This is a genomic window from Veillonella sp. Ser01 (genome assembly GCF_053850375.1).
Genome location: NZ_JBSPUA010000010.1, coordinates 1 through 22,406 on the forward strand (window position 1 = coordinate 1; position 22,406 = coordinate 22,406).

Below are 22,406 nucleotides of genomic sequence, written 5' to 3' on the forward strand. Positions count from 1 at the left end.
TCTTGGAAGTCAGCTTGGCCTTTTTCAGCCAATACTTTTGTGATTGCAGCTGTCAAAGTAGTTTTACCATGGTCAACGTGACCGATTGTACCGATGTTAACATGCGGTTTCGTACGTTCAAATTTTTCTTTAGCCATTTTAAATTATCCTCCGAGGAAAATAGTAATTCTATTAATCTAATGTAAGATTAACCGTTTTTCTTTGCTTGAATTTCTTCAGCAATTTTCTTAGGAACTTCTTCGTAATGATCGAATGTCATAGAGTAGTTGCCGCGACCTTGAGTTTTGGAACGAAGGTCTGTTGCGTAACCGAACATTTCGCTCAATGGAACATATGCTTTGATATGTTGGTTACCATTGCGAGCTTCCATGCCGTCCATGCGACCACGACGGGAGTTCAAGTCACCGATAACGTCGCCCATGTATTCTTCAGGAACGTCTACTTCTACGGACATGTATGGTTCAAGCAATGCAGGGTCTGCTTTGCGAGCACCTTCTTTAAAGCCCATAGAGCCAGCGATTTTGAAGGCCATTTCGTTGGAGTCAACGTCATGGTAGGAGCCGTCAAATACGATAACTTTGATGTCAACCATTGGATAACCAGCGATAACACCGGATTCCATAGCTTCTTTAACACCATTTTCAACAGGTCCGATGTATTCACGAGGAATTGCACCACCTACGACCTTATTTTCAAATTCGAAGCCAGCACCTGGTTCTTGAGGAATTAATTCCAACCAGCAGTGACCATATTGACCACGACCACCAGATTGACGTACGAATTTACCTTCAGCTTTAACAGCTTTACGGATAGTTTCGCGATATGCTACTTGAGGTTTACCTACGTTACATTCTACTTTGAACTCACGGTTCATACGGTCAACGATGATATCCAAGTGAAGTTCGCCCATACCGGAGATAATAGTTTGACCTGTTTCTTCATCAGTACGAACTTTGAAAGTAGGATCTTCTTCTGCCAAACGAGCAAGAGCTGTACCCATTTTTTCTTGGTCAGCTTTTGTTTTAGGTTCAACAGCAACGGAGATAACTGGTTCAGGGAATTCCATGGATTCAAGAATTACAGGATTCTTTTCATCACAAAGAGTATCACCAGTAGTAGTATCTTTCAAGCCTACAGCTGCAGCGATGTCGCCAGCGTAAACCATGTCGATTTCTTTACGAGTGTTAGCGTGCATTTGAAGAATACGGCCGATACGTTCTTTCTTACCTTTTGTGGAGTTGAAAACGTAGGAACCGGATTCCAATGTACCGGAGTACACACGGAAGAACGCTAATTTACCAACATAAGGGTCAGCCATGATTTTGAATGCCAATGCGGAGAATGGCTCTTCATCGGAAGAAGGACGAGTTGTTTCTTCTTCAGTACCAGGAACTACACCTTTAATAGCTGGAATGTCGATAGGAGCTGGCATGTAATCTACAACAGCATCCAACAACATTTGTACACCTTTGTTTTTGTAGGAAGAACCACAAAGAACTGGGAACAATTGGTTAGCGATAACCGCTTTACGCAATGCTGTTTTCAATTCTTCGATGGAGATTTCTTCACCTTCCAAATATTTCATCATGATATCATCATCAGTTTCAGCGATAGCATCAATCATCATTTCGCGACGAGCTTCAGCTACTTCTTGATATTCTGCTGGGATATCAGTGATTTCATATTCTTTACCGTCATCGGATTTGTAAATTTCCGCTTTCATAGTCATCAAATCGATGATGCCTTCGAAAGTATCTTCAGCGCCGATTGGCACTTGGATAGCTACGGAATTTGCACCCAAACGGGATTTCATCATATCAACTACGTTGAAGAAGTCAGCACCTACTGTATCCATCTTATTTACATAAGCGATACGAGGTACGCCGTAGTTAGATGCTTGACGCCATACTGTTTCGGATTGAGGTTCAACGCCACCTTTAGCACTGAACACCGCTACGGAGCCATCAAGTACACGTAGAGAACGTTCTACTTCTACAGTAAAGTCAACGTGACCAGGAGTATCGATGATATTGATACGATGATCTTTCCAGTGACATGTTGTCGCCGCAGAAGTGATTGTGATACCACGTTCTTGTTCTTGCGCCATCCAGTCCATCGTAGCAGCACCTTCATGTACTTCGCCGATTTTGTGAACAATACCTGTATAGTAGAGGATACGTTCTGTAGTTGTTGTTTTACCAGCATCGATGTGAGCCATGATACCGATATTACGAGTTTTTGCTAGGGAAAACTCTCTTGCCACAGTTGTCACCTCTTATTACCAACGATAATGAGCAAATGCTTTATTAGCTTCTGCCATTTTATGAGTATCTTCTTTTTTCTTGATTGCAGCGCCTGCATTGTTGAAAGCGTCCATCAATTCGCCTGCTAAGCGTTCTTTCATAGTGCGTTCACCACGAAGACGAGCGTAGTTTACAACCCAACGAATACCGAGGGTTTGACGGCGATCAGCACGAACTTCAACTGGCACTTGGTAGTTCGCACCACCGATACGGCGAGCACGTACTTCAAGTACAGGCATAACATTTTTCAATGCTTGATCAAAAACTTCCATTGGGTCTTGACCCATTTTGGAACGAATAATTTCGAATGCATCATATACGATAGTTTCAGCAATGCCTTTTTTGCCATCGTACATAACTTTGTTAATGAAACGTGTTACTAATTTGCTGTTGTACACCGGATCTGGAAGTACATCACGTTTCGGAACAGGGCCTTTTCTTGGCATGTTCAATTCCTCCTTTATAATGATGTGTGTTAGTTTCGTTTAATGGCTAAAATTATTTTTTAGCTTTTTTCGCGCCGTATTTGGAACGACTTTGCATACGGTTTTGTACGCCAGCTGTATCCAATGCACCACGAACGATGTGATAACGCACACCTGGAAGGTCTTTTACACGACCGCCTCTGATAAGTACAACACTGTGTTCTTGTAAATTGTGACCAATGCCTGGGATGTAAGCAGTTACTTCAATAGCGTTTGTCAAACGTACACGGGCAACTTTACGAAGCGCGGAGTTTGGTTTCTTTGGAGTAGCTGTGTACACACGAGTACATACACCACGTTTTTGTGGAGATTCTTGAAGTGCTGGAGCTGTAGATTTTTTAGTCAAGCTCATGCGACCTTTGCGTACTAGCTGATTAATTGTTGGCATTTGGGCACCTCCTTTCCAAATTTGAGATTTATAATTGATCCGTCATAACAAAGTGTTACATCGGATATTACCAAGATTAACGTAGGATACCTACCGCTGTGGCCCGCACCTTAATGCGACACGCACGACCGAGGTCATCCATAGTGTACTTGTCATTCACAGGTATTCCCTGTTCAGCACAAGCATTTCGTATAGGTCCAACTACACTTTCATCACTATCATGTCCTACGAACACATACTTCACAGTCCCTCGTGCAATGTTTTTCAACGTTTGCTTGGCACCGATTGTTTTGTTCATCGACTTCAGATGGGCAATGTCCATGGTAAAATTCTCCTTACGAAATTATGCTACTTAGGCATACTTGCCCCTGAGCACTATGTAAGTATACCAATTACACAAACACATGTCAAACGTTTTTCGATGCTCTACACCGCTATACAACTGCATTTTATATGTACACGTTTCCGTGCGTTTCACAACGGCGAATCATATAACAATATATGTAATTTTTATGCAAAAATGGTTGTTTTATTCTCATTTTTATACATTACTTTCATATTATTTTAATTAATCACATTTTATGTATGCATAATTGATATAGCTTAAAAATAAATAGTCATTTTTTAGTTCAATTTTATTAACCATATTCAATATATCTATATTATTAAATTTATAGGTTTATTTATTCTATCTGAAAATTTCATCTTAACAGAGAAATTTAGTATTTATAAAAAAGAGCGTGCCCTAAGGCACGCTCTCTTCTATTGCAATAGATTATTCTTCTACAGCAGTTTCTTCTGTAATATCGATGATTTCAGGTGTGTTTTTAACAACCTCAATCTTACGGTAACGGCTCATGCCAGTACCAGCAGGAATCAATTTACCGATGATTACATTTTCTTTTAAGCCCAATAATGGATCGATTTTACCTTTGATAGCAGCGTCGGTAAGAACACGTGTTGTTTCTTGGAAGGACGCAGCAGACAAGAAGGAATCCGTAGCCAATGCAGCTTTAGTAATACCCAACAATGTACGTTTGCCTGTAGCATTTTCACGGCCATTAAGAGTAAGACGACGGTTTTCTTCGTCAAAGGTATTAACGTCGACCATATCCCCTGGAAGCATATCTGCATCGCCAGCTGTTTCAACTTTTACTTTATGAAGCATTTGACGAACGATAACTTCGATATGTTTATCGTTAATTTCTACACCTTGAGATTTATATACTTTTTGTACTTCGTAAACGAGGTAACGTTGAGTTGCTTCAGTACCCATTACGCGCATAATGTCATGAGGGTTAATAGAACCTTCTGTCAAACGTGCACCTAAGGATACAACATCACCGTCTTTAACGATAATACGAGAACCATAAGGGATTAGGTAATCGAGTTCAATACCGTCTTCACCAGTGATGAAGATTGTATTAGTACCTTTTTTACCTTCGTTAGGTACAACGCGAACTGTACCTTCGTTTTCTGCGATGATAGCATTACGTTTTGGTTTACGCGCTTCGAACAATTCTTCGACACGTGGCAAACCTTGTGTAATATCGTCACCTGCGACACCACCTGTATGGAATGTACGCATTGTCAACTGAGTACCAGGTTCACCGATGGATTGCGCTGCAATAATACCTACAGCTTCACCAACTTGAACTTGACCACCTGTACCAAGGTCGCGACCATAGCACTTGCGACATACGCCATAAGGGCTGCGGCAAGTTAATACGGAACGGATTTTAACTGTTTCATAGTGTTTTACCACTTCATCAGCCAATGGTTCTGTGATTTCACCGTTAAGAGGAACGATAACTTCGCCAGTTTCTTTATTAACCAATTCTTCAGCTGCAATACGACCTACGATACGATCTTTTAATGGTTCAATAACGCCAGTACCTTCAACGATGGCTTCCACTTCGATACCGTGAATTTCATTGTTGCGTACTTGTACTTCTTTTACATCGGAGTTAAGGATAGCTTCGATGCCTTCTTCAGTAAGGCGTGTGTTAGCAGGGAAAATTTCTACACCTTCGCTGTCAACGATAGCATGTACAGTATCCTTGTTCAACATATTTTGAACCATAGTTTCTTTTAATGTTGCACGGATGCTGTCATCGCTTTCACCAAGAATAATTTTTTGAACCAAGTTAGTATGGTTGATATCGCTATCAGAGCCTAAGTGAGCACCGCGCAATGCAACGGATGTAACACCAGATTCAGCAATATCAGCTAAGCATTGTTCGTCTAAGATAGTTTCAGCAGGAACAACAAGTTCGCCTGTTTCTACGTTCACTACATCTTTATCTAGAACACGGCCAATGAGTTTGTCTTTCAATAATTCCAATGCTTGACGTGGAGATGTAGCTAAACGAGCGCGTTCACGAACGAGATCGATACCTACAACGTCACAATCGTCCTCGCGAACGATAACGTCTTGAGATACGTCAACAAGACGACGAGTCAAGTAACCGGAGTCAGCTGTACGAAGCGCTGTATCGGCCAAACCTTTACGAGCACCATGAGAGGATGTAAAGTAATCCAATACAGTCAAGCCTTCTTTAAAGTTTGCTTTGATTGGCAAGTCGATGATACGACCAGATGGATCGGCCATCAAACCACGCATACCAGCAAGCTGACGGATCTGTTGTTTATTACCACGGGCACCAGAGATAGCCATCATGTAAACAGGGTTGAAGCCATCTTTATCGCGCGCCATATTATCCATCATGGCATCAGTAACATCTTCTGTTGCTTGAGTCCACAATTGGATAGTTTTACGGTAACGTTCTTCTTCTGTAATAAGACCACGACGATACAAGCGAGATACTTTTTCTACTTCTTGTTCCGCTGTGTCTAACAAGCCAGTTTTTACTTCTGGTACTTTAATATCTGCAATAGCTACAGTCATACCTGCGCGACGTGCGAAGGAGTAACCCAAGGATTTAATACGGTCCAAGAGTTCTGCAGTCTTTTCATTGCCAAACAATTGGAAGCATTGGTCAACCAATTTACCAACTGTTTTCTTATCCATAACCTTACCTAAAGAGTAAGTGCCATCTTCACGTTTTTCATATTGCCACAATTCTGGGAATAGCGCATTGTTGAAAATCAAGCGACCTGCCGTTGTTTCTACACGGCCATGGTCAGGCAAACGGATATAAAGAATATCTTGCAAGCCAATAATATGAGATTCGTATGCAAGCATTACTTCATCATAAGTAGCAAATGTTTTTGCTTTATCACGAGTATCTTCACGTACAACTGTTAAGTAGTATGTACCCAAGATCATATCTTGAGATGGTACTGCTACTGGCTTACCGTCCTTAGTGGACAAGATATTATGGCTAGAAAGCATCAATGTACGAGCTTCCGCTTGTGCTTCTACGGACAATGGTAAGTGACATGCCATTTGGTCACCGTCAAAGTCGGCGTTGAAGGCTGTACATACTAATGGATGCAATTTAATAGCACGGCCTTCCCAAAGGATTGGTTCGAAGGCTTGGATACCAAGTCTATGCAATGTAGGGGCACGGTTCAAGAGAACTGGATGTTCTTTGATTACCTCTTCCAAGGCTTCCCATACACCAGGACCAATTCTTTCTACTTGGCGTTTAGCAGCCTTAATGTTGGATGCTTGACCACGTTCTACCAAACGTTTCATAACGAAAGGTTTGAACAATTCCAATGCCATTTCTTTAGGCAAACCACATTGGTGCATTTTAAGCTCAGGACCTACTACGATAACGGAACGACCAGAGTAGTCAACACGTTTACCAAGCAAGTTTTGACGGAAACGACCTTGTTTACCTTTAAGCATATCGGACAAGGATTTTAATGGACGGTTACCAGGGCCTGTTACAGGACGGCCACGGCGACCATTATCGATCAATGCGTCAACAGCTTCTTGAAGCATACGTTTTTCGTTGCGCACAATGATATCAGGAGCACCTAAATCTAACAAACGTTTCAAACGGTTGTTACGGTTGATAACACGACGGTACAAATCATTGAGGTCAGATGTAGCGAAACGACCACCATCTAATTGAACCATAGGGCGCAATTCAGGTGGGATAACAGGAACAACATCCATAATCATCCATTCTGGACGGTTGCCAGATTGACGGAATGCTTCTACCACTTCTAAACGACGAACCGCACGGATTTTACGTTGACCACTTGCAGTGTTCAATTCTTCGCGCAATTCAGCATTCAATGCTTCAAGATCAAGTTCTGCTAAAAGAGCTTTTACAGCCTCAGCACCCATGTCGATACATGCGAAGAGAACTTCTTCAGCAGCGCCTAATTCATAACGCTCTTCACGAGTTAGTTCTTCGTATTCTTTATCTGCTTCTGGGATTGTTGCATCATCGCGAAGAGCAGCATTATAGCGCTCTTTGCGTTGTGCTTCACGAACAATAGCTAAACGTTCGTTACGTTGAGCTACTGTTTCGATTACGACGGATTTACCACCGATAGTATAACCGTCTTCGTTAAACTGAGCTTCATATTCGCGGTACTCTTGCTCGGACAACAATTGGCGTTTTGCCAATGGAGTACCAGCTGGATCTACTACGATGTAGGAAGCAAAGTATAATACGCGTTCCAAGGAACGTGGGGATACATCAAGGATAAGGCCCATGCGGGATGGGATACCTTTAAAGTACCAAATGTGAGATACAGGAGTAGCCAATTGGATATGGCCCATACGTTCACGACGTACTTTTGCACGTGTAACCTCTACACCACATTTATCGCAGACTACGCCTTTATGGCGAATGCGTTTATATTTGCCGCAGTGACATTCCCAGTCCTTTGTTGGTCCAAAAATGCGTTCGCAGAATAGACCATCACGTTCTGGCTTCAACGTACGGTAGTTAATAGTTTCAGGTTTCTTAACTTCCCCATGAGACCAAGCTAAGATCTGCTCTGGAGAGGCTAAACCGATTCGCATGGAATCGAATTCATTTACGTCTAGCACTACTATCGCTCCCTTCCTTATAGATAGTTTTAGTCTTCATCGTTAGAGGAATCGCCCATTGGGAATGCCAATTGGCTAAGGATATCGTCTTCACCGCCATTGTCAGCTGGTGCTTCTTCCTCTACTTCTGGTTCTACTACAGTTACTTCGTCAGTTTCTACTGCACTGCCTTCCATAACCTCTTCAATACCAGTTTCTACCACTTCATCGTCGTCATCAAGTTCTTTCATAACAACTTCTTCTTGATCTTCATTCAAGATTTTTACATCAAGACCAATACTTTGAAGTTCTTTGAGCAATACCTTGAAGGACTCAGGTACACCTGGTTCAGGGATATTTTCGCCTTTAACGATTTTTTCGTATGCTTTCACACGACCAACAACGTCGTCAGACTTAACAGTTAATAGCTCTTGAAGTGTATAAGCTGCGCCATATGCTTCGAGAGCCCAAACTTCCATTTCCCCAAAACGTTGACCACCGAACTGAGCTTTACCGCCCAATGGTTGTTGTGTAACAAGGGAGTACGGACCTGTGGAACGAGCATGGATTTTATCGTCAACCAAGTGATGGAGTTTAAGCATGTATACGTAACCAACAGTTACACGGTTATCCATAGGTTCACCAGTACGACCATCGTACAATACTGTTTTACCATCATCGGAACGACCAGCAATGCCTAATGTTTCAAACACATCTTTTTCGTGCGCACCATCAAATACAGGTGTAGCAATATGAATACCTGCTACATCTGGTTTTGGCATGCCATATGTTTCATAATCGTAACCAAGGCCTTCGAGTTCTTGACGAATTTCAACGCGTTTAGCACGAGCAGATTCAATATGGTTCAATGTAGTTTTAACTTTATTAATAGCTTCTAATTCTTCTACAAGAGCTGGATCCATTTCTGGAGCATCTTCTTCAGAGTCGAAGAATTCTACATGAAGTGCATTGTATTTAGCTTCAATAGCTTTAAGTTCTTGATAACGAGCTTCGCCGCCAAGAGCTTCAAGTTTCTTTTGCGCTGCAGATTCTACATGGCCAAGAATTTGAGATTTCAAGTCGATGATTTTTTCATCAATGTCGAAATGAGGAACTGTCACATCTTCTTTAGCTTTTGCTTCTAATTCTTCAATTTCAGCATATAAGCCGCGAATAGCGTCGATTTGTTCCCAATAAGATGCATCAGTACGAGCTTCTTTCAATACATTTTGAATGTGAAGGTCTGTAGCTTTGATTTTCATACCTAAGCCTTGAACAGCCCAACCCAAGTGAGTTTCAAGAACCTGACCGATGTTCATACGAGAAGGTACGCCCAATGGGTTCAATACGATTTGTACTGGAGTACCATCTGGAAGGAATGGCATATCTTCTTTTCTCATAACGCGAGAAACGACACCTTTGTTACCATGACGGCCCGCCATTTTATCGCCTTCATGAATCTTACGTTTTTGAGCGATGTATACGCGAACAAGTTTATTTACACCTGGTTGTAATTCGTCGCCGTTTTCACGAGTGAAGACTTTAACGTCTACTACTTTACCAGATTCCCCATGAGGTACGCGCAAGGATGTGTCGCGAACTTCACGTTCTTTGTCGCCAAAGATAGCGCGCAATAAACGCTCTTCTGGAGTAAGTTCAGTTTCGCCTTTTGGTGTAGCTTTACCTACGAGGATATCGCCAGGGTGTACTTCTGCACCAATGCAGATGATACCATCTTCATCAAGGTTTTTAAGAGTGTCATCACCAGTATTAGGCAATTCACGAGTGATTTCTTCAGCACCTAATTTAGTGTCGCGCGCATCACATTCGTATTCTTCAATATGAATGGATGTGTAGATATCTTCTTTGCAAAGTTCTTCACTAAGCAAGATCGCATCTTCGTAGTTATAACCTTCCCAAGGCATGAACGCTACAAGAACGTTATAACCTAATGCCAATTCGCCGCCATCAGTAGCAGGACCATCAGCCAACACTTGACCTTTTACAACATGGTCGCCACGATTAACGATTGGTTTTTGGTTAAAGCATGTGGATTGGTTAGAACGAAGGAATTTATTCATACGGTATACATCAACACGACCATCGCTATCGCGAAGAACGTGGATTTCATTACCCCAGCAACGTACAACTTTACCAGCTTCACGGGCAAGTACGCAAACACCGGAGTCAGTAGCTGCTGTATATTCCATACCTGTACCAACAAGTGGAGCTTGCGCACGCAAGAGTGGTACCGCTTGACGTTGCATGTTCGCACCCATCAAGGCACGGTTAGCATCGTCATTTTCAAGGAATGGAATCATAGCTGTACCAATGGATACAACTTCTTTTGGACTAACGTCCATATAGTCAACCTTATCAGGTGTAACTTCTAATACATCATGACCACGACGACAAGCTACGTGTTCATTAGTAAAGTAACCTTCAGCATCGATTGGAGAGTTCGCTTGGGCAATTGTCATGCCTTCTTCTTCATCAGCTGTCATATATACAACGGAATCAGATACACGAACCTTGATAACTTTGTCTGCATCTTCACCTGTACCATAGATTTTTTCAACCTTACGGTATGGAGCTTCAATGAAACCGAATTCATTTACTTTCGCATAGTTAGACAAGGAGTTGATCAAACCGATGTTTGGACCTTCTGGAGTTTCGATTGGACACATGCGGCCATAGTGAGAGTGATGCACGTCACGAACTTCGAAGCCTGCGCGCTCACGAGATAAACCACCAGGACCAAGGGCAGATAGACGACGTTTGTGAGTCAATTCTGCTAATGGGTTTGTTTGGTCCATGAACTGAGACAATTGGGAAGAACCAAAGAATTCTTTGATTGCTGCCACTACAGGACGAATATTAATCAACGCTTGAGGCGTGATAGATTCGATTTCTTGAATTGTCATACGTTCACGAACAACACGTTCCATACGAGTTAAACCAATACGGAATTGGTTTTGCAACAATTCACCTACACAACGAAGACGACGGTTACCCAAATGGTCGATATCATCTGTATGGCCTGCACCATCCATAAGGTTGAGCAAGTAAGAGATGTTAGCGATCATATCTTCGCGAGTTACTGTGCGGTGATCGAATGGCAAATTGCAGTTATTACAGATAACTTTGGACTCTACACCATCGTTATTTACGATGTAGAATTCAGCGAAACCTTCGCCATCGAATACATGGCTATTAGCAACGATATCAAGTTGTTCTTCCCCAACTTGTACACCTGCATCAAGGATAATTTCGCCAGTTTCTGGATCTACGATAGGTTGTGCCAATGTTTGACCCAACATACGTTGACGCCAGCCAAGTTTTTTGTTCAATTTGTAACGACCAACGCGCGCTAAGTCATAACGGCGTGCATCGAAGAACAAGTTATCGAACAAGTTACGAGCGGACTCTACAGTAGGAGGCTCGCCTGGACGTAATTTTTTATAGATTTCAACCAAAGCTTCATCAGCAGATTGAGTTGTATCTTTTTCTAATGTACGAACGATGCGTTCATCATATACTGGTAAACCATCTTCATCAGTTTTACCATTCCAGAAGAGGTCAAGGATGCTTTCATTAGTATCCCAACCTAATGCACGTACTAATACAGTAGCTGGTAATTTACGGTTACGGTCAATACGAACGGCAACAACTTCGCTTGCATCAGTTTCAAGCTCAATCCATGCGCCACGGTTAGGAATAACTGTGGAATCGTACAAACGGTTACCCATTGTATCGATTTCTTTATTGTAGTAAACGCCTGGAGAACGTACCAATTGGGATACGATAACACGTTCTGCACCATTGATGATGAAAGTACCTGTATCAGTCATCAATGGGAAATCGCCCATGAATACTTCTTGTTCTTTAATGTCCATATTTTCTGGATCATTATTTACCAAGCGAACATTTACACGAAGTGGTGCTGCATAAGTAGCATCACGGTTTTTACATTCATTAATATCATACTTAGGTTCACCTAAGCTGAAACCTTCGAAAGAAAGTACTAGATTACCTGAATTGTCTTTAATCGGAGAAATATCGTTGAAAATATTTTGTAAACCACTCTCCAAGAACCACTCATACGATTTACGCTGAATGTCCAATAAATGCGGCATCTTGATAACTTCGTTAATTTTAGCGTACGTATAACGAGTTCGTTTGCCTACCTGTTCAGGTTTGAACATATTTGCTTTCACCCCTATCAAAACACACTGGTCTACCATTTTCTATAACGGCATGGAAAAGACATCTTACAGGTCTCAGTTTTCCTGCTCAGATAACGCCAAATAAAGCAAGGCCCATTTTATTTTTAAAATAACCTTGCTTTCCATTAACCAAGCACAACCTTGGAAGAAAACCTCATCACTATTCAAGTTATAGTTTTTATATCCAAAAGCAGGAAACGCTACTTTTGCAATATATAATTCTATCAGTATTAAAAAAGACTGTCAACCAAAAGGGTTGACAGTCTTTCACTTTCATGCTTTATTCATGTATCAAAACAACTTACTATATTAGTTGCCTTTTTGTTTTAAAAGATTGGCACCAGCAATACCAGGGCGAGTCATTTCCTTAGGAGAAAGAATATGATTAATTTCATCTTCAGTCAACAAACCTTTTTCCAAGATGATGTCACGAATAGCACGACCAGTAGTATAGGCTTCTTTTGCAAGTGAAGATGCTGTTTCATAGCCAAGATGTGGCAACAATGCTGTTACGATACCAACGGAACGATTCAACCAGTATTCGCATTGTTCACGGTCTACTTCAAGATCGATAAGCAATTTATCAACAAATGTATTTACACCGTTTTTGAGGTAGCAAAGATTATTGAACAAGTTGTATGCCAATACAGGTTCCATTACGTTCAATTCAAATTGACCATTTTCTACAGCCAATGTAATTGTAAGGTCATTACCGATAACTTGGTAACATACTTGGTTCAATACTTCGGCAATAACAGGGTTAACTTTACCAGGCATGATGGAAGAACCAGGTTGGCGTGCAGGTAATTTTAATTCCCCAATACCACAACGAGGACCAGATGCCATCAAGCGGAAATCATTCGCCATTTTGATCAAGACTAAAGCAGTTACCTTTAGACCGCTAGAAATATCTGCAAAGATATCTGTATTATTTGTAGCATCAATTAAGTTTTCAGCTGTATAGAATGGTTCACCTACAACTTCACTAAGTTCATACGCTACGTCGTGAATATAATTAGGTTCAGCATTAAGACCTGTACCAACTGCAGTGGCCCCCATGTTAATTACATGTGCACCTTCAACAGCAGATTTAATACGTCTAATACCACGGCGGATACCAGATGCATAAGCACCCATTTCTTGGCCCAATGTAATTGGCACCGCATCTTGTAAGTGAGTACGACCCATTTTCAAGATTTCGCTGTATTCTTCAGCCTTTTTCTCGAGCTCATCAACGAGGCGTTGTAATGCTTCAAGTAAAGGTTTGGTTTTAATAATAGCACATACCTTAATAGCTGTAGGGAACGCATCGTTTGTGGATTGCGCCATGTTACAGTGGTTGTTAGGGCTTACGATATCGTAGCTACCTTTTGGATGACCTAAAATTTCACAAGCGCGGTTAGCCAATACTTCGTTCATGTTCATATTTACAGAAGTGCCTGCACCACCTTGGATTGGGTCAACTGGGAATTGATCAGCAAATTTACCTTCAATCACTTCGTCTGCAGCTTGTACGATTGCTTTACCTATAGATACGTTTAAGCGACCAGTTTTCATATTCGCTAATGCAGATGCTTTTTTAACCATCGCCAATGCTTTGATAAAGTCTTGGTCCAAATGTTTACCTGTAATATGGAAATTTTCTAATGCACGAATTGTTTGTACACCGTAATATAATTCATCAGCTACTTCTAATTCACCTAGGAAATCATGTTCTTTTCTCATAATAAATCCTCTTTCTACTATTTTATAGTTAAAATAGTACTTTAATGAAACGGTTTTATCTTACGCGCTCATTATAGCATGTATCTTGTATACATAAAAGTTATTTCATGTATTCTGTACAAACAATATTCTATACAATATATTATTTCATAAATAATTCTTTTCATAAATAATTCTTTTCATAAATAATTCTTTTCATAAATAATTTTTTTCATAAATAATTCTTTTCATAAATAATTCTTTTCATAAATAATTCTTTTCATAAATAATTCTTTTTGTAACTATTTCTGTATTGTAAAAGATCCAACTTTAACTTTCATCGGTTTAATTATTACACGCCCTATAGTACAATAATATAAACTATGTAAGTAAGGAGTCACTATGATTAACAATCACATGCTGCGCATAGGTGCGCTTTTTTTATTGACCGTACTGAGTTACGGTTTCTATAACGCCTATCTTCCCATAACAGATCCGGTAGAATCCAACTATGTGTTATCTGCTATTACAATGTTAAAACATAACTCATGGATATCCCCCATGATATATGACCAAGTTTGGTATGATAAACCGCCCCTCACCTATTGGGCACTCATGATCAGTTATAAACTATTTGGCATATCTGACTTTACATCACGTATACCGAATACACTTATTGCCGGTGGCAGTGTAGCACTTATGTATCATCTTGTATATCGCATTAAAGAATCTAAGCATATAGCTCTTATGAGTGCGCTGATTTTACTTAGTGCCTTACAGTTTTGGTACATTTCACACGCAGTCATAACAGACGGCTTTCTCTTTTTCTTTTCATTAGCCATCTTTGGCTATTCCTATCTAGCCTTTGCCAAGAACGACAAATATTCTATGGTAAAAGCTTACGGAGCAGCCGCCTTAGCAGTGGTAACTAAAGGACCGGTCGGTATTGTTCTGCCTGGATTAATACTACTACTATTTATTGCTATACGATGGTTTACCCAAAAAAATAATGATGACTACTCTCTAAATAAGGATATTAAATTACTATTTAATCCTTTTGGAATTTTCCTATTTATAATTCTTGCTAGTCCATGGTACATTGCCATGTATTCAATTCACGGTCAAGAGTTCATATCTGGTTTCTTAGGTCTGCATAATATGGAACGAGCACTAGTATCAGAACATCCGAAATTTAACGTTTGGTATTATTACTTAATCATTGTCCCTATTGCACTGTTACCTTGGACACCATCAGTTATTTATCAACTCAAAAGTATTAAATGGAAAGAAAATTTTTATCTTCTTGGGGCTATCTGGTTTATAGTGATTGTATTATTTTATTCTCTAGTAGCGACCAAGTATATAACCTATACTTTACCAGCCATAATTCCTTGTATTATCTGGGGAGCTGAGGCTATTACAAATAGCTTTTACAATAAGAGTACTAGTTTTAAATATATTGTTACCATTCCATTAGCAATATATGTCCTCTTATTCCTAGTAGCCAGCCTAGTAACACCTGAATTAAATTCAGTACCATTAATCGTTGCATTAATATTAATTGTGTTATTTGCGTTATTAGCAAAACAGTATAACAACAATAAGTTACCACTATCAATTTATTTAACTATACCTTTAACTATTTTATATACGGCAATCACTATAACTGTAACTCCTATTTTATTTGATCAATCCGGGATTCAATTCAAACCATATATTGAATCAAATACGCAACCTACCTATATATACAGTACATACTATACATCAATTTTGTATTATACCGGAGATACACCAACACAAGTATTTGTACATACTACAGATAACCCTCTATGGACAGCAGGCAAAACATTAATGCCAACCATAACAGTAGATGAGTTTGAAAAAAGAGTATCCATAGAAAAAGGTGCTATCATTATTGTGCCAAATAAATATATCAAAGAATTTACTAGTTCCCCAACCAATATAATAGCAATAGAAGTTGGTAAAAGCGGAGCAGCTAGAATTTATCAAATTCAGTAACTAAACAAAAAAGGCGTACCCGAGGGTACGCCTTTTATTATGGCTAGAATTATTTCAATTCTACAGTTGCGCCAGCTTCTTCCAATTGAGCTTTCAAAGCTTCAGCTGCTTCAGTAGCTACGCCTTCTTTTACAGGTGCAGGAGCGCCGTCAACGATAGCTTTAGCTTCTTTCAAGCCAAGACCAGTTGCTTCACGAACAACTTTGATTACGTTGATTTTGGATGCGCCAGCATCTTTCAAGATTACGTCGAAGGAATCTTTAGCAGCGCCGCCTTCAGCACCACCAGCAGCTGCTACAGCTACAGGAGCTGCTGCAGTTACGCCAAATTCTTCTTCAATTGCTTTTACAAGATCATTAAGTTCAAGAATAGTTGCTTCTTTCAATTCAGCAACGATGTTTTCAATGTTCAATGCCATTTTAGTTTTCCTCCATAAAATAGTTTATTGTATCAGTCTTAAGCGACCAATTGATAATGCGCAGAAATTATTATTCTGCAGCTTCTGCAGGTTGAGCTTCTGCAACAGCTTTGACAGCGTATGCAACGTTGCGAACAGGAGCTTGCAATACGGAAAGCAACATGGAAAGCATGCCTTCGCGGTTTGGAAGAGATGCAATTGCTTTAACGCCTGCAGCGTCCATAACTTCGCCTTCAACGATACCAGCTTTAACTGTTACAACTTCTTTCTCAGTAGTTTTAATGAATTGTTCAATTACACGAGCAGGTGCAACTGCATCTTCTTTAGAAGTAGCCAATGCAGTTGGACCTTCCAAATGCTCAGCGAAACCTTCAAGATTCAATTCATTTGCAGCAATGCGAGTCAAAGTATTTTTGATTACTTTGTATTCAACGCCTTCAGCCAACATTTTGCGGCGAAGATCAGTTGCTTGCGCAACAGTCAAACCAGAGTAACCAATCAATACAGCGCCTTTTGCTTCAGAAAGAGTTTCTTTCATTTGAGCAACGATTGCTTTCTTTTGTTCAGTGACAGCCATTAGATTACCTCCTTATAGATTTTTTGGTGCTCTATGTACTATCTTAGCGTAAAAAACGACCCCATCGCACGCGATGAGGTCGAACTAGTCCTAGATTGTTCTAGTGTCAGCCTCAGCGGGCGGATTTTCATCCATTATACATACCAGCCGTCTACAGCTAAGAGACATATGTGATTATTGCTCTTTTGTAACGTTGCTCAATTTGAACACGTTCAAAGGCACACCAGGGCCCATTGTAGCGGACAAGGTTACAGATTTAATGTATTGACCTTTAGCTGCTACAGGTTTAGCCTTGATAATAGTATCAACGATTGTACGGTAGTTGTCAAGTAATTTTTCTTCATCGAAGGACGCTTTACCGATGGAGCAAGAGATAATACCTGCTTTATCAGTACGGTATTCGATTTTACCAGCTTTGATTTCGTTTACTGCACGAGCAACGTCTGGAGTTACTGTACCAACTTTAGGGTTTGGCATCAAGCCTTTAGGACCCAAGATTTTACCAAGACGGCCAACTTGACCCATCATGTCTGGTGTAGCAACTACTACGTCGAAGTCGCTCCAACCACCTTGGATTTTAGCTACTAACTCTTCAGAACCTACGAAATCTGCACCAGCTTCTTCAGCTGCTTTAATGTTGTCGCCTTTTGCGAATACAAGAACGCGTTTAGTTTTGCCAGTACCATGAGGCAATACTACTGCACCACGAACTTGTTGATCAGCGTATTTAGGGTCGACATTCAAGTTGAAAGCGATTTCAACTGTTTCATCGAAATTTGCAGTTGCAGTTTTCTTTACCAACTCAATTGCTTCTACTGGTTCGTAGAACTTACCAGCTTCAATAAGTTTTACTGCCTCAGCGTATTTCTTACCTACTTTTGCCATTATAATATCCTCCTTATGTGGTCAAACGGGAATTCCCTCCCACCGATTTGCGCCTTATGCGCAAGTCGTACGCTTATTAGTCAACGATTTCAATGCCCATGCTGCGAGCAGTACCTTCTACCATGCGCATACCTTGTTCTACGGTATTAGCATTCAAGTCAGGCATTTTCAATTCAGCAATTTCACGAACTTTATCGCGACCTACTTTTGCTACTTTATCACGGTTAGGTACACCAGAACCTTTTGGAATACCTGCAGCTTTTTTCAATAATACTGCAGCTGGTGGAGTCTTAGTGATGAAGTCGAAGCTACGATCTTCATATACGTTAATAACTACTGGGATAATTAAGCCAGCTTGTTTAGCAGTACGTTCGTTGAATTCTTTTGTGAAAGCAACGATGTTAACACCTGCTTGACCTAGTGCAGGACCAACTGGTGGTGCTGGAGTAGCTTTAGCGGCTTCAATTTGTAGTTTTACTTGTTTAACTAATTTCTTAGCCATGGGTAATTAAACCTCCTATGCTTATACTGTGGTGGTAACGGATATACATCCTCCCACTGGCAACCAAAATCGATTGCTCTTTTTAGAGTTATATTTATATATTAAAGAGCTTTCTCAATTTGAGAGAACTCTACCTCTACCTCGGTATCTCGGTTGAACATATCCACATTAAGTTTCAATGTTCCTTTTTCAGGGTTAAGTTCGGTAATAACACCTAGTTTATCTTCAAAGGCCCCGGACGTAATGCGTACCGTTTCACCAACTTCGACATCGATGTTGATGTTTGGTTTCTTATCCAAGCCCTGAGACTTAAGTATATGTTCTACTTCGGAATCAGAAAGTGGAACTGGTTTAGTGGCAGAGCCAACGAAACCTGTTACACCTGGTGTGTTGCGCACAACATACCAAGAACGGTCGTTAACTTCCATTTCAACCAATACGTACCCAGGAAATATCTTACGTTTTACTACTTTTTTAACCCCATCTTTTTCATCTATTTCGTCTTCAAGAGGTACCAAAATTCGGCTAATCACATCTTGTAGACCCATAGACTGAACTTTAAGTTCAAGAGTGGTTTTAACTTTATTTTCGTAGCCTGAATAGGTATGAATTACATACCACTTCTTATCTGCTTCCATGAAATGGCCCCCTTATCCAACAAAGTGCAACAACGTATTAAAAAGTTGGGCAAAGACTGCATCAAGTATATAAATAATAAAGGCGATGAAAATCGTCACTAAGAATACTACTATTGTATAATTGATGAGTTCTTTTTTTGTTGGCCAGACTACTTTTTTAAGTTCAGCTTTCACACCGCGGAAGAATTTTCCAAATCCACCACGCTGCTGCACTGCTGAGTTAGACTTTGCCATTGTTTCACATCCTCAAATCAACAGGTAATGAATGATAAGAATTATTTTGTTTCACGGTGTAATGTATGTTTACCGCAGAATTTGCAATATTTCATCATTTCAATACGATCAGGATTGTTCTTTTTGTTCTTGTTCGTTTGATAGTTACGTTGTTTGCAATCTGTGCAAGCTAAAGTAATGGCATTACGCATCCGGATACACCTCGCTTTTTATTTACTAAAATCTGTCTCTTGTACTCGAAAACGCTCGACTACATACTAAAGAAATATATCATACGTAGCAAGCAATGTCAAGATTTTTGAGCAACTCAAAAAAGCCAGGCACATGTACCTGACAGGGATAGTATAACAAAAAATGGCGTTCCTTGTCTAGAAAGGAACGCCATAATATGGTACTAAATCATCACATATTTTTCATACATTTTATGCTGTTAACTCATACAGTTAAATAGAATTAATAATATGATTTAATACCCATTAAATCATCTATTAGCAGATTAAGAAGTCATCTATTTATAGATTAAGATTTCTTCGAAAATAGAACTTTCACAATTTGCCAGAAGAATGCTACTGCACCAACGATTAAGATGGTATCACCAATTAAACGAGCCCAACGCAAGTTTTGTAACAATGGTTGTTGCATGAATTCTTCGCTACGTGCAAACCACAAACCATGTGTAATACTTGCCCATGCTTGAATAAGACCTATTGGCAACAAGCTAATGAGCACCATTAAGGCAAGACCTATATTGAGAGCCCAGAACCCGAACTTCATCAATTTATCATTGAATTCTACTTCAGGTCGAATGTAACGCGCAATAAGGAATACAAAGCCTAAGCTTAAGAAACCATATACGCCGAACAATGCTGTATGCGCATGTACTGCAGTTGTATTAAGACCTTGAATGTAGAATAAGGATACAGGCATATTAATCAAGAATCCGAAGACCCCTGCACCTACTAAATTCCAGAAGGATACCGCAATAAAGCAGTACACAGGCCATTTTAGACGATGCATCCAAGGTGCGCTATGAAGACGTGTATAATTTTCAAAAGCTTCATAACCTAATAGTACGAGCGGTACAACTTCTAATGCAGAGAAAGATGCACCTGTTGCCACGATAGTGGATGTAACACCTGTGAAGTATAGATGATGGAATGTACCAGGGATACCACCTATGAGATAAATAGCCCCAGAAGAGATCGCCGCAACTGTACCAGCACGATACGATACAAGCCCTAATGTAACAAAGATAAATGCCATCAATGTAGTGGAGAATACTTCGAAGAAGCCTTCAACCCAAAGATGGATTACCCACCAACGCCAATATTCCATAATCGCTAAATGGCTATGTTCACCATAGAATAACCCTGGACCATAGAAGATACCTACCATGATAACGGAGAATATGAAGGCTGCAATGAGGTTTTTGTCCCCTTTTTGCTTGAAGGCACCAATAATGCTACGTATCATGAGTACAAGCCAGAATAAAATACCAATGTATTCAATCCACTGCCAAATACGACCCAACTCGATATATTCGTAACCTTGGTGTCCGAGAAGGAAATTCCACGCTGCTGGAATTTGATGTGCTACACCTAAATATGTGCCAGCGAAGGAACCTACTACGAGAACTACAAGAGCCCAGAATAAGATGTCCACACCAAGCTTTTGATATTTAGGATCCTTACCACCATTAATGATTGGTGCCAAGAATAAACCTGCGCTTAAGAATGCCATAGCAATCCAGAACAAGGATGCTTGAATATGCCATGTACGAGCAATAGAGTAAGGGAAATATTGAGCCAATGGAATACCATAGAACGCTTGACCTTCTACAGTATAGTGAGCAATAATGCCACCCATCCCTAATTGGAATAAGAACAATGCTAAGATTGTAAATAAATATTTACCTAATGCACGTTGAGATGGAGTTAAAGTAATCTTGCTAATTGGATCTTCTGTTGGTGGAACCAATGCATGTTCATCATCCTTTTTACCAAAGGACCATAGCCACACAACTACCCCAATGCCACATAATAAAATAATAACGCTCACAACAGACCAAGCAACACTTTCAGGTGTTGGATTATGATCCAATAAAGGTTCATGTGGCCAGTTATTTGTATATGTTGCATCTGTCCCTGGACGTTGTGTAGATGCCATCCATGTAGTCCAGAAGAAGAAACGTGCCATATCAATGCGGTCTTGTAACTCAGGTAGTGTGTTATCCTTCATCGCAAAATGATCACGAGTCAAGGTCAAGTCAGGATTATCACCATACAACTCAACAAAATAACGTCCTGTTGCATTCATAGCCGCAATTCGTTCTGGAGAAAGTACTACAGTTCCATCTTCGCGGACTGCACTGCCCAAATACTCTTCTTTTACAACTTCTTTTACTGCAGCTTGTTGTGCAGTTCCCAATTGGTTATAAAGAACACCAAAAGCCTCTTGAGACTTAATATCCAACATTACGGATACTTCTTTATGCAACCAATCTGCTGTCCAGTCAGGTGCTTGATAAGCGCCATGACCTAAAACTGTACCTACAGATTGACCACCTGTAGATTGCCATGCCGATTGACCATGTAAAATATCTTCCTTAGTGAACAAGACCTGTCCATCTTGAGATACATACGCAGTCGGAACTGGCGGTGCTTGATGATACACATCAGTACCTAGATAACCAAGAATTGAAAAACCAATAATAAGAACGGCTACTACGGCTATCCAATACTTTTTGTATTCACCCATCACATTACCTCCTTTTCTATAAAAACACAAAAGGAGAGCCTTTGCTCTCCTTAAAATTATAGTAACACTACCAAAAGAACATTTCTGTATCTTTGGTTACAAATACAATAAATAATATATAAATTAATATAAATAAAAATAGGACCCTTCTAGGGGTCCTATTTTCATAAAAAGGTATAAATTAACCTTCGATTTCAGTTACAACGCCAGCGCCTACTGTATGGCCACCTTCGCGGATCGCGAAGCGAAGACCTTCTTCGATAGCGATTGGAGTGATCAATTCGATATCCATTGTTACGTTATCGCCAGGCAT

The 22,406-nt window shown here is 40.2% G+C and carries 18 protein-coding genes; 1 reads left to right on the forward strand and 17 read right to left on the reverse strand.

The window, feature by feature from the left end; genetic code table 11:
* From ACWTVK_RS09415 to ACWTVK_RS09450, 8 genes are all read right to left on the reverse strand, one after another.
* On the reverse strand, positions 1-137 hold a 137-nt coding region (locus ACWTVK_RS09415; protein WP_456046639.1), incomplete at its 3' end, for a GTP-binding protein.
* A gap of 50 nt (positions 138-187) precedes the next feature.
* Entirely contained in the window at positions 188-2,263 is a 2,076-nt protein-coding gene (gene fusA / locus ACWTVK_RS09420; RefSeq protein WP_105083569.1) for an elongation factor G, read from the reverse strand.
* Positions 2,264-2,278: 15 nt separating this feature from the next.
* Complete coding sequence (gene rpsG, locus ACWTVK_RS09425) at positions 2,279-2,749, reverse strand: 30S ribosomal protein S7 (protein WP_004693556.1); 471 nt, start codon at positions 2,747-2,749, stop codon at positions 2,279-2,281.
* Between the two features lie 52 nt (positions 2,750-2,801).
* Positions 2,802-3,176 (reverse strand): 30S ribosomal protein S12, encoded by a 375-nt coding sequence (gene rpsL, locus ACWTVK_RS09430; RefSeq protein ID WP_004693554.1) that lies wholly within the window; start codon positions 3,174-3,176, stop codon positions 2,802-2,804.
* 76 nt (positions 3,177-3,252) lie between these two features.
* Complete coding sequence (locus ACWTVK_RS09435; RefSeq protein WP_456046633.1) at positions 3,253-3,498, reverse strand: L7Ae/L30e/S12e/Gadd45 family ribosomal protein; 246 nt, start codon at positions 3,496-3,498, stop codon at positions 3,253-3,255.
* A gap of 453 nt (positions 3,499-3,951) precedes the next feature.
* A complete protein-coding gene (gene rpoC, locus ACWTVK_RS09440) occupies positions 3,952-8,154 on the reverse strand; it encodes a DNA-directed RNA polymerase subunit beta' (protein ID WP_456046634.1) in 4,203 nt (1,400 codons plus the stop codon).
* 29 nt (positions 8,155-8,183) lie between these two features.
* Entirely contained in the window at positions 8,184-12,338 is a 4,155-nt protein-coding gene (rpoB, locus tag ACWTVK_RS09445) for a DNA-directed RNA polymerase subunit beta (protein WP_456046635.1), read from the reverse strand.
* A gap of 330 nt (positions 12,339-12,668) precedes the next feature.
* Complete coding sequence (locus ACWTVK_RS09450) at positions 12,669-14,084, reverse strand: aspartate ammonia-lyase (protein ID WP_456046636.1); 1,416 nt, start codon at positions 14,082-14,084, stop codon at positions 12,669-12,671.
* A gap of 381 nt (positions 14,085-14,465) precedes the next feature.
* Here ACWTVK_RS09450 and ACWTVK_RS09455 point away from each other — a divergent pair, with 381 nt between their 5' ends.
* Entirely contained in the window at positions 14,466-16,082 is a 1,617-nt protein-coding gene (locus ACWTVK_RS09455) for a phospholipid carrier-dependent glycosyltransferase (RefSeq protein WP_456046637.1), read from the forward strand.
* Positions 16,083-16,131: 49 nt separating this feature from the next.
* Here the strand turns inward: ACWTVK_RS09455 and rplL are convergent, their stop codons facing one another.
* The 9 genes from rplL to ACWTVK_RS09500 all read right to left on the reverse strand — a co-directional run.
* Positions 16,132-16,500 carry a 50S ribosomal protein L7/L12 gene (rplL, locus tag ACWTVK_RS09460; RefSeq protein ID WP_005385476.1) on the reverse strand — a complete coding sequence of 123 codons (369 nt, stop codon included), beginning with the start codon at positions 16,498-16,500 and terminating at the stop codon, positions 16,132-16,134.
* A 70-nt stretch (positions 16,501-16,570) separates the two neighbouring features.
* Positions 16,571-17,077 (reverse strand): 50S ribosomal protein L10, encoded by a 507-nt coding sequence (gene rplJ / locus ACWTVK_RS09465; RefSeq protein ID WP_060924345.1) that lies wholly within the window; start codon positions 17,075-17,077, stop codon positions 16,571-16,573.
* 174 nt (positions 17,078-17,251) lie between these two features.
* On the reverse strand, positions 17,252-17,962 hold the full coding sequence (gene rplA, locus ACWTVK_RS09470; protein WP_005385473.1) for a 50S ribosomal protein L1: 711 nt from the start codon (positions 17,960-17,962) through the stop codon (positions 17,252-17,254).
* Between the two features lie 76 nt (positions 17,963-18,038).
* The gene (gene rplK / locus ACWTVK_RS09475; protein ID WP_004693535.1) at positions 18,039-18,464 is read right to left on the reverse strand and encodes a 50S ribosomal protein L11; all 426 of its coding nucleotides are present in this window, start codon (positions 18,462-18,464) and stop codon (positions 18,039-18,041) included.
* 101 nt (positions 18,465-18,565) lie between these two features.
* Positions 18,566-19,102: a transcription termination/antitermination protein NusG gene (gene nusG, locus ACWTVK_RS09480; protein WP_456046638.1), complete on the reverse strand. Its 537-nt coding sequence runs from the start codon at positions 19,100-19,102 to the stop codon at positions 18,566-18,568.
* Positions 19,103-19,114: 12 nt separating this feature from the next.
* Positions 19,115-19,336: a preprotein translocase subunit SecE gene (secE, locus tag ACWTVK_RS09485; protein WP_060924347.1), complete on the reverse strand. Its 222-nt coding sequence runs from the start codon at positions 19,334-19,336 to the stop codon at positions 19,115-19,117.
* Between the two features lie 41 nt (positions 19,337-19,377).
* Positions 19,378-19,527 carry a 50S ribosomal protein L33 gene (gene rpmG / locus ACWTVK_RS09490; RefSeq protein WP_004693530.1) on the reverse strand — a complete coding sequence of 50 codons (150 nt, stop codon included), beginning with the start codon at positions 19,525-19,527 and terminating at the stop codon, positions 19,378-19,380.
* Positions 19,528-19,855: 328 nt separating this feature from the next.
* Positions 19,856-22,093, reverse strand: coding sequence for a nitric-oxide reductase large subunit (locus ACWTVK_RS09495; RefSeq protein WP_119207246.1), 2,238 nt, complete (start codon positions 22,091-22,093; stop codon positions 19,856-19,858).
* 181 nt (positions 22,094-22,274) lie between these two features.
* A partial coding sequence (locus tag ACWTVK_RS09500; RefSeq protein ID WP_456046614.1) for an EF-Tu C-terminal domain-related protein occupies positions 22,275-22,406 on the reverse strand: 132 nt, incomplete at its 5' end.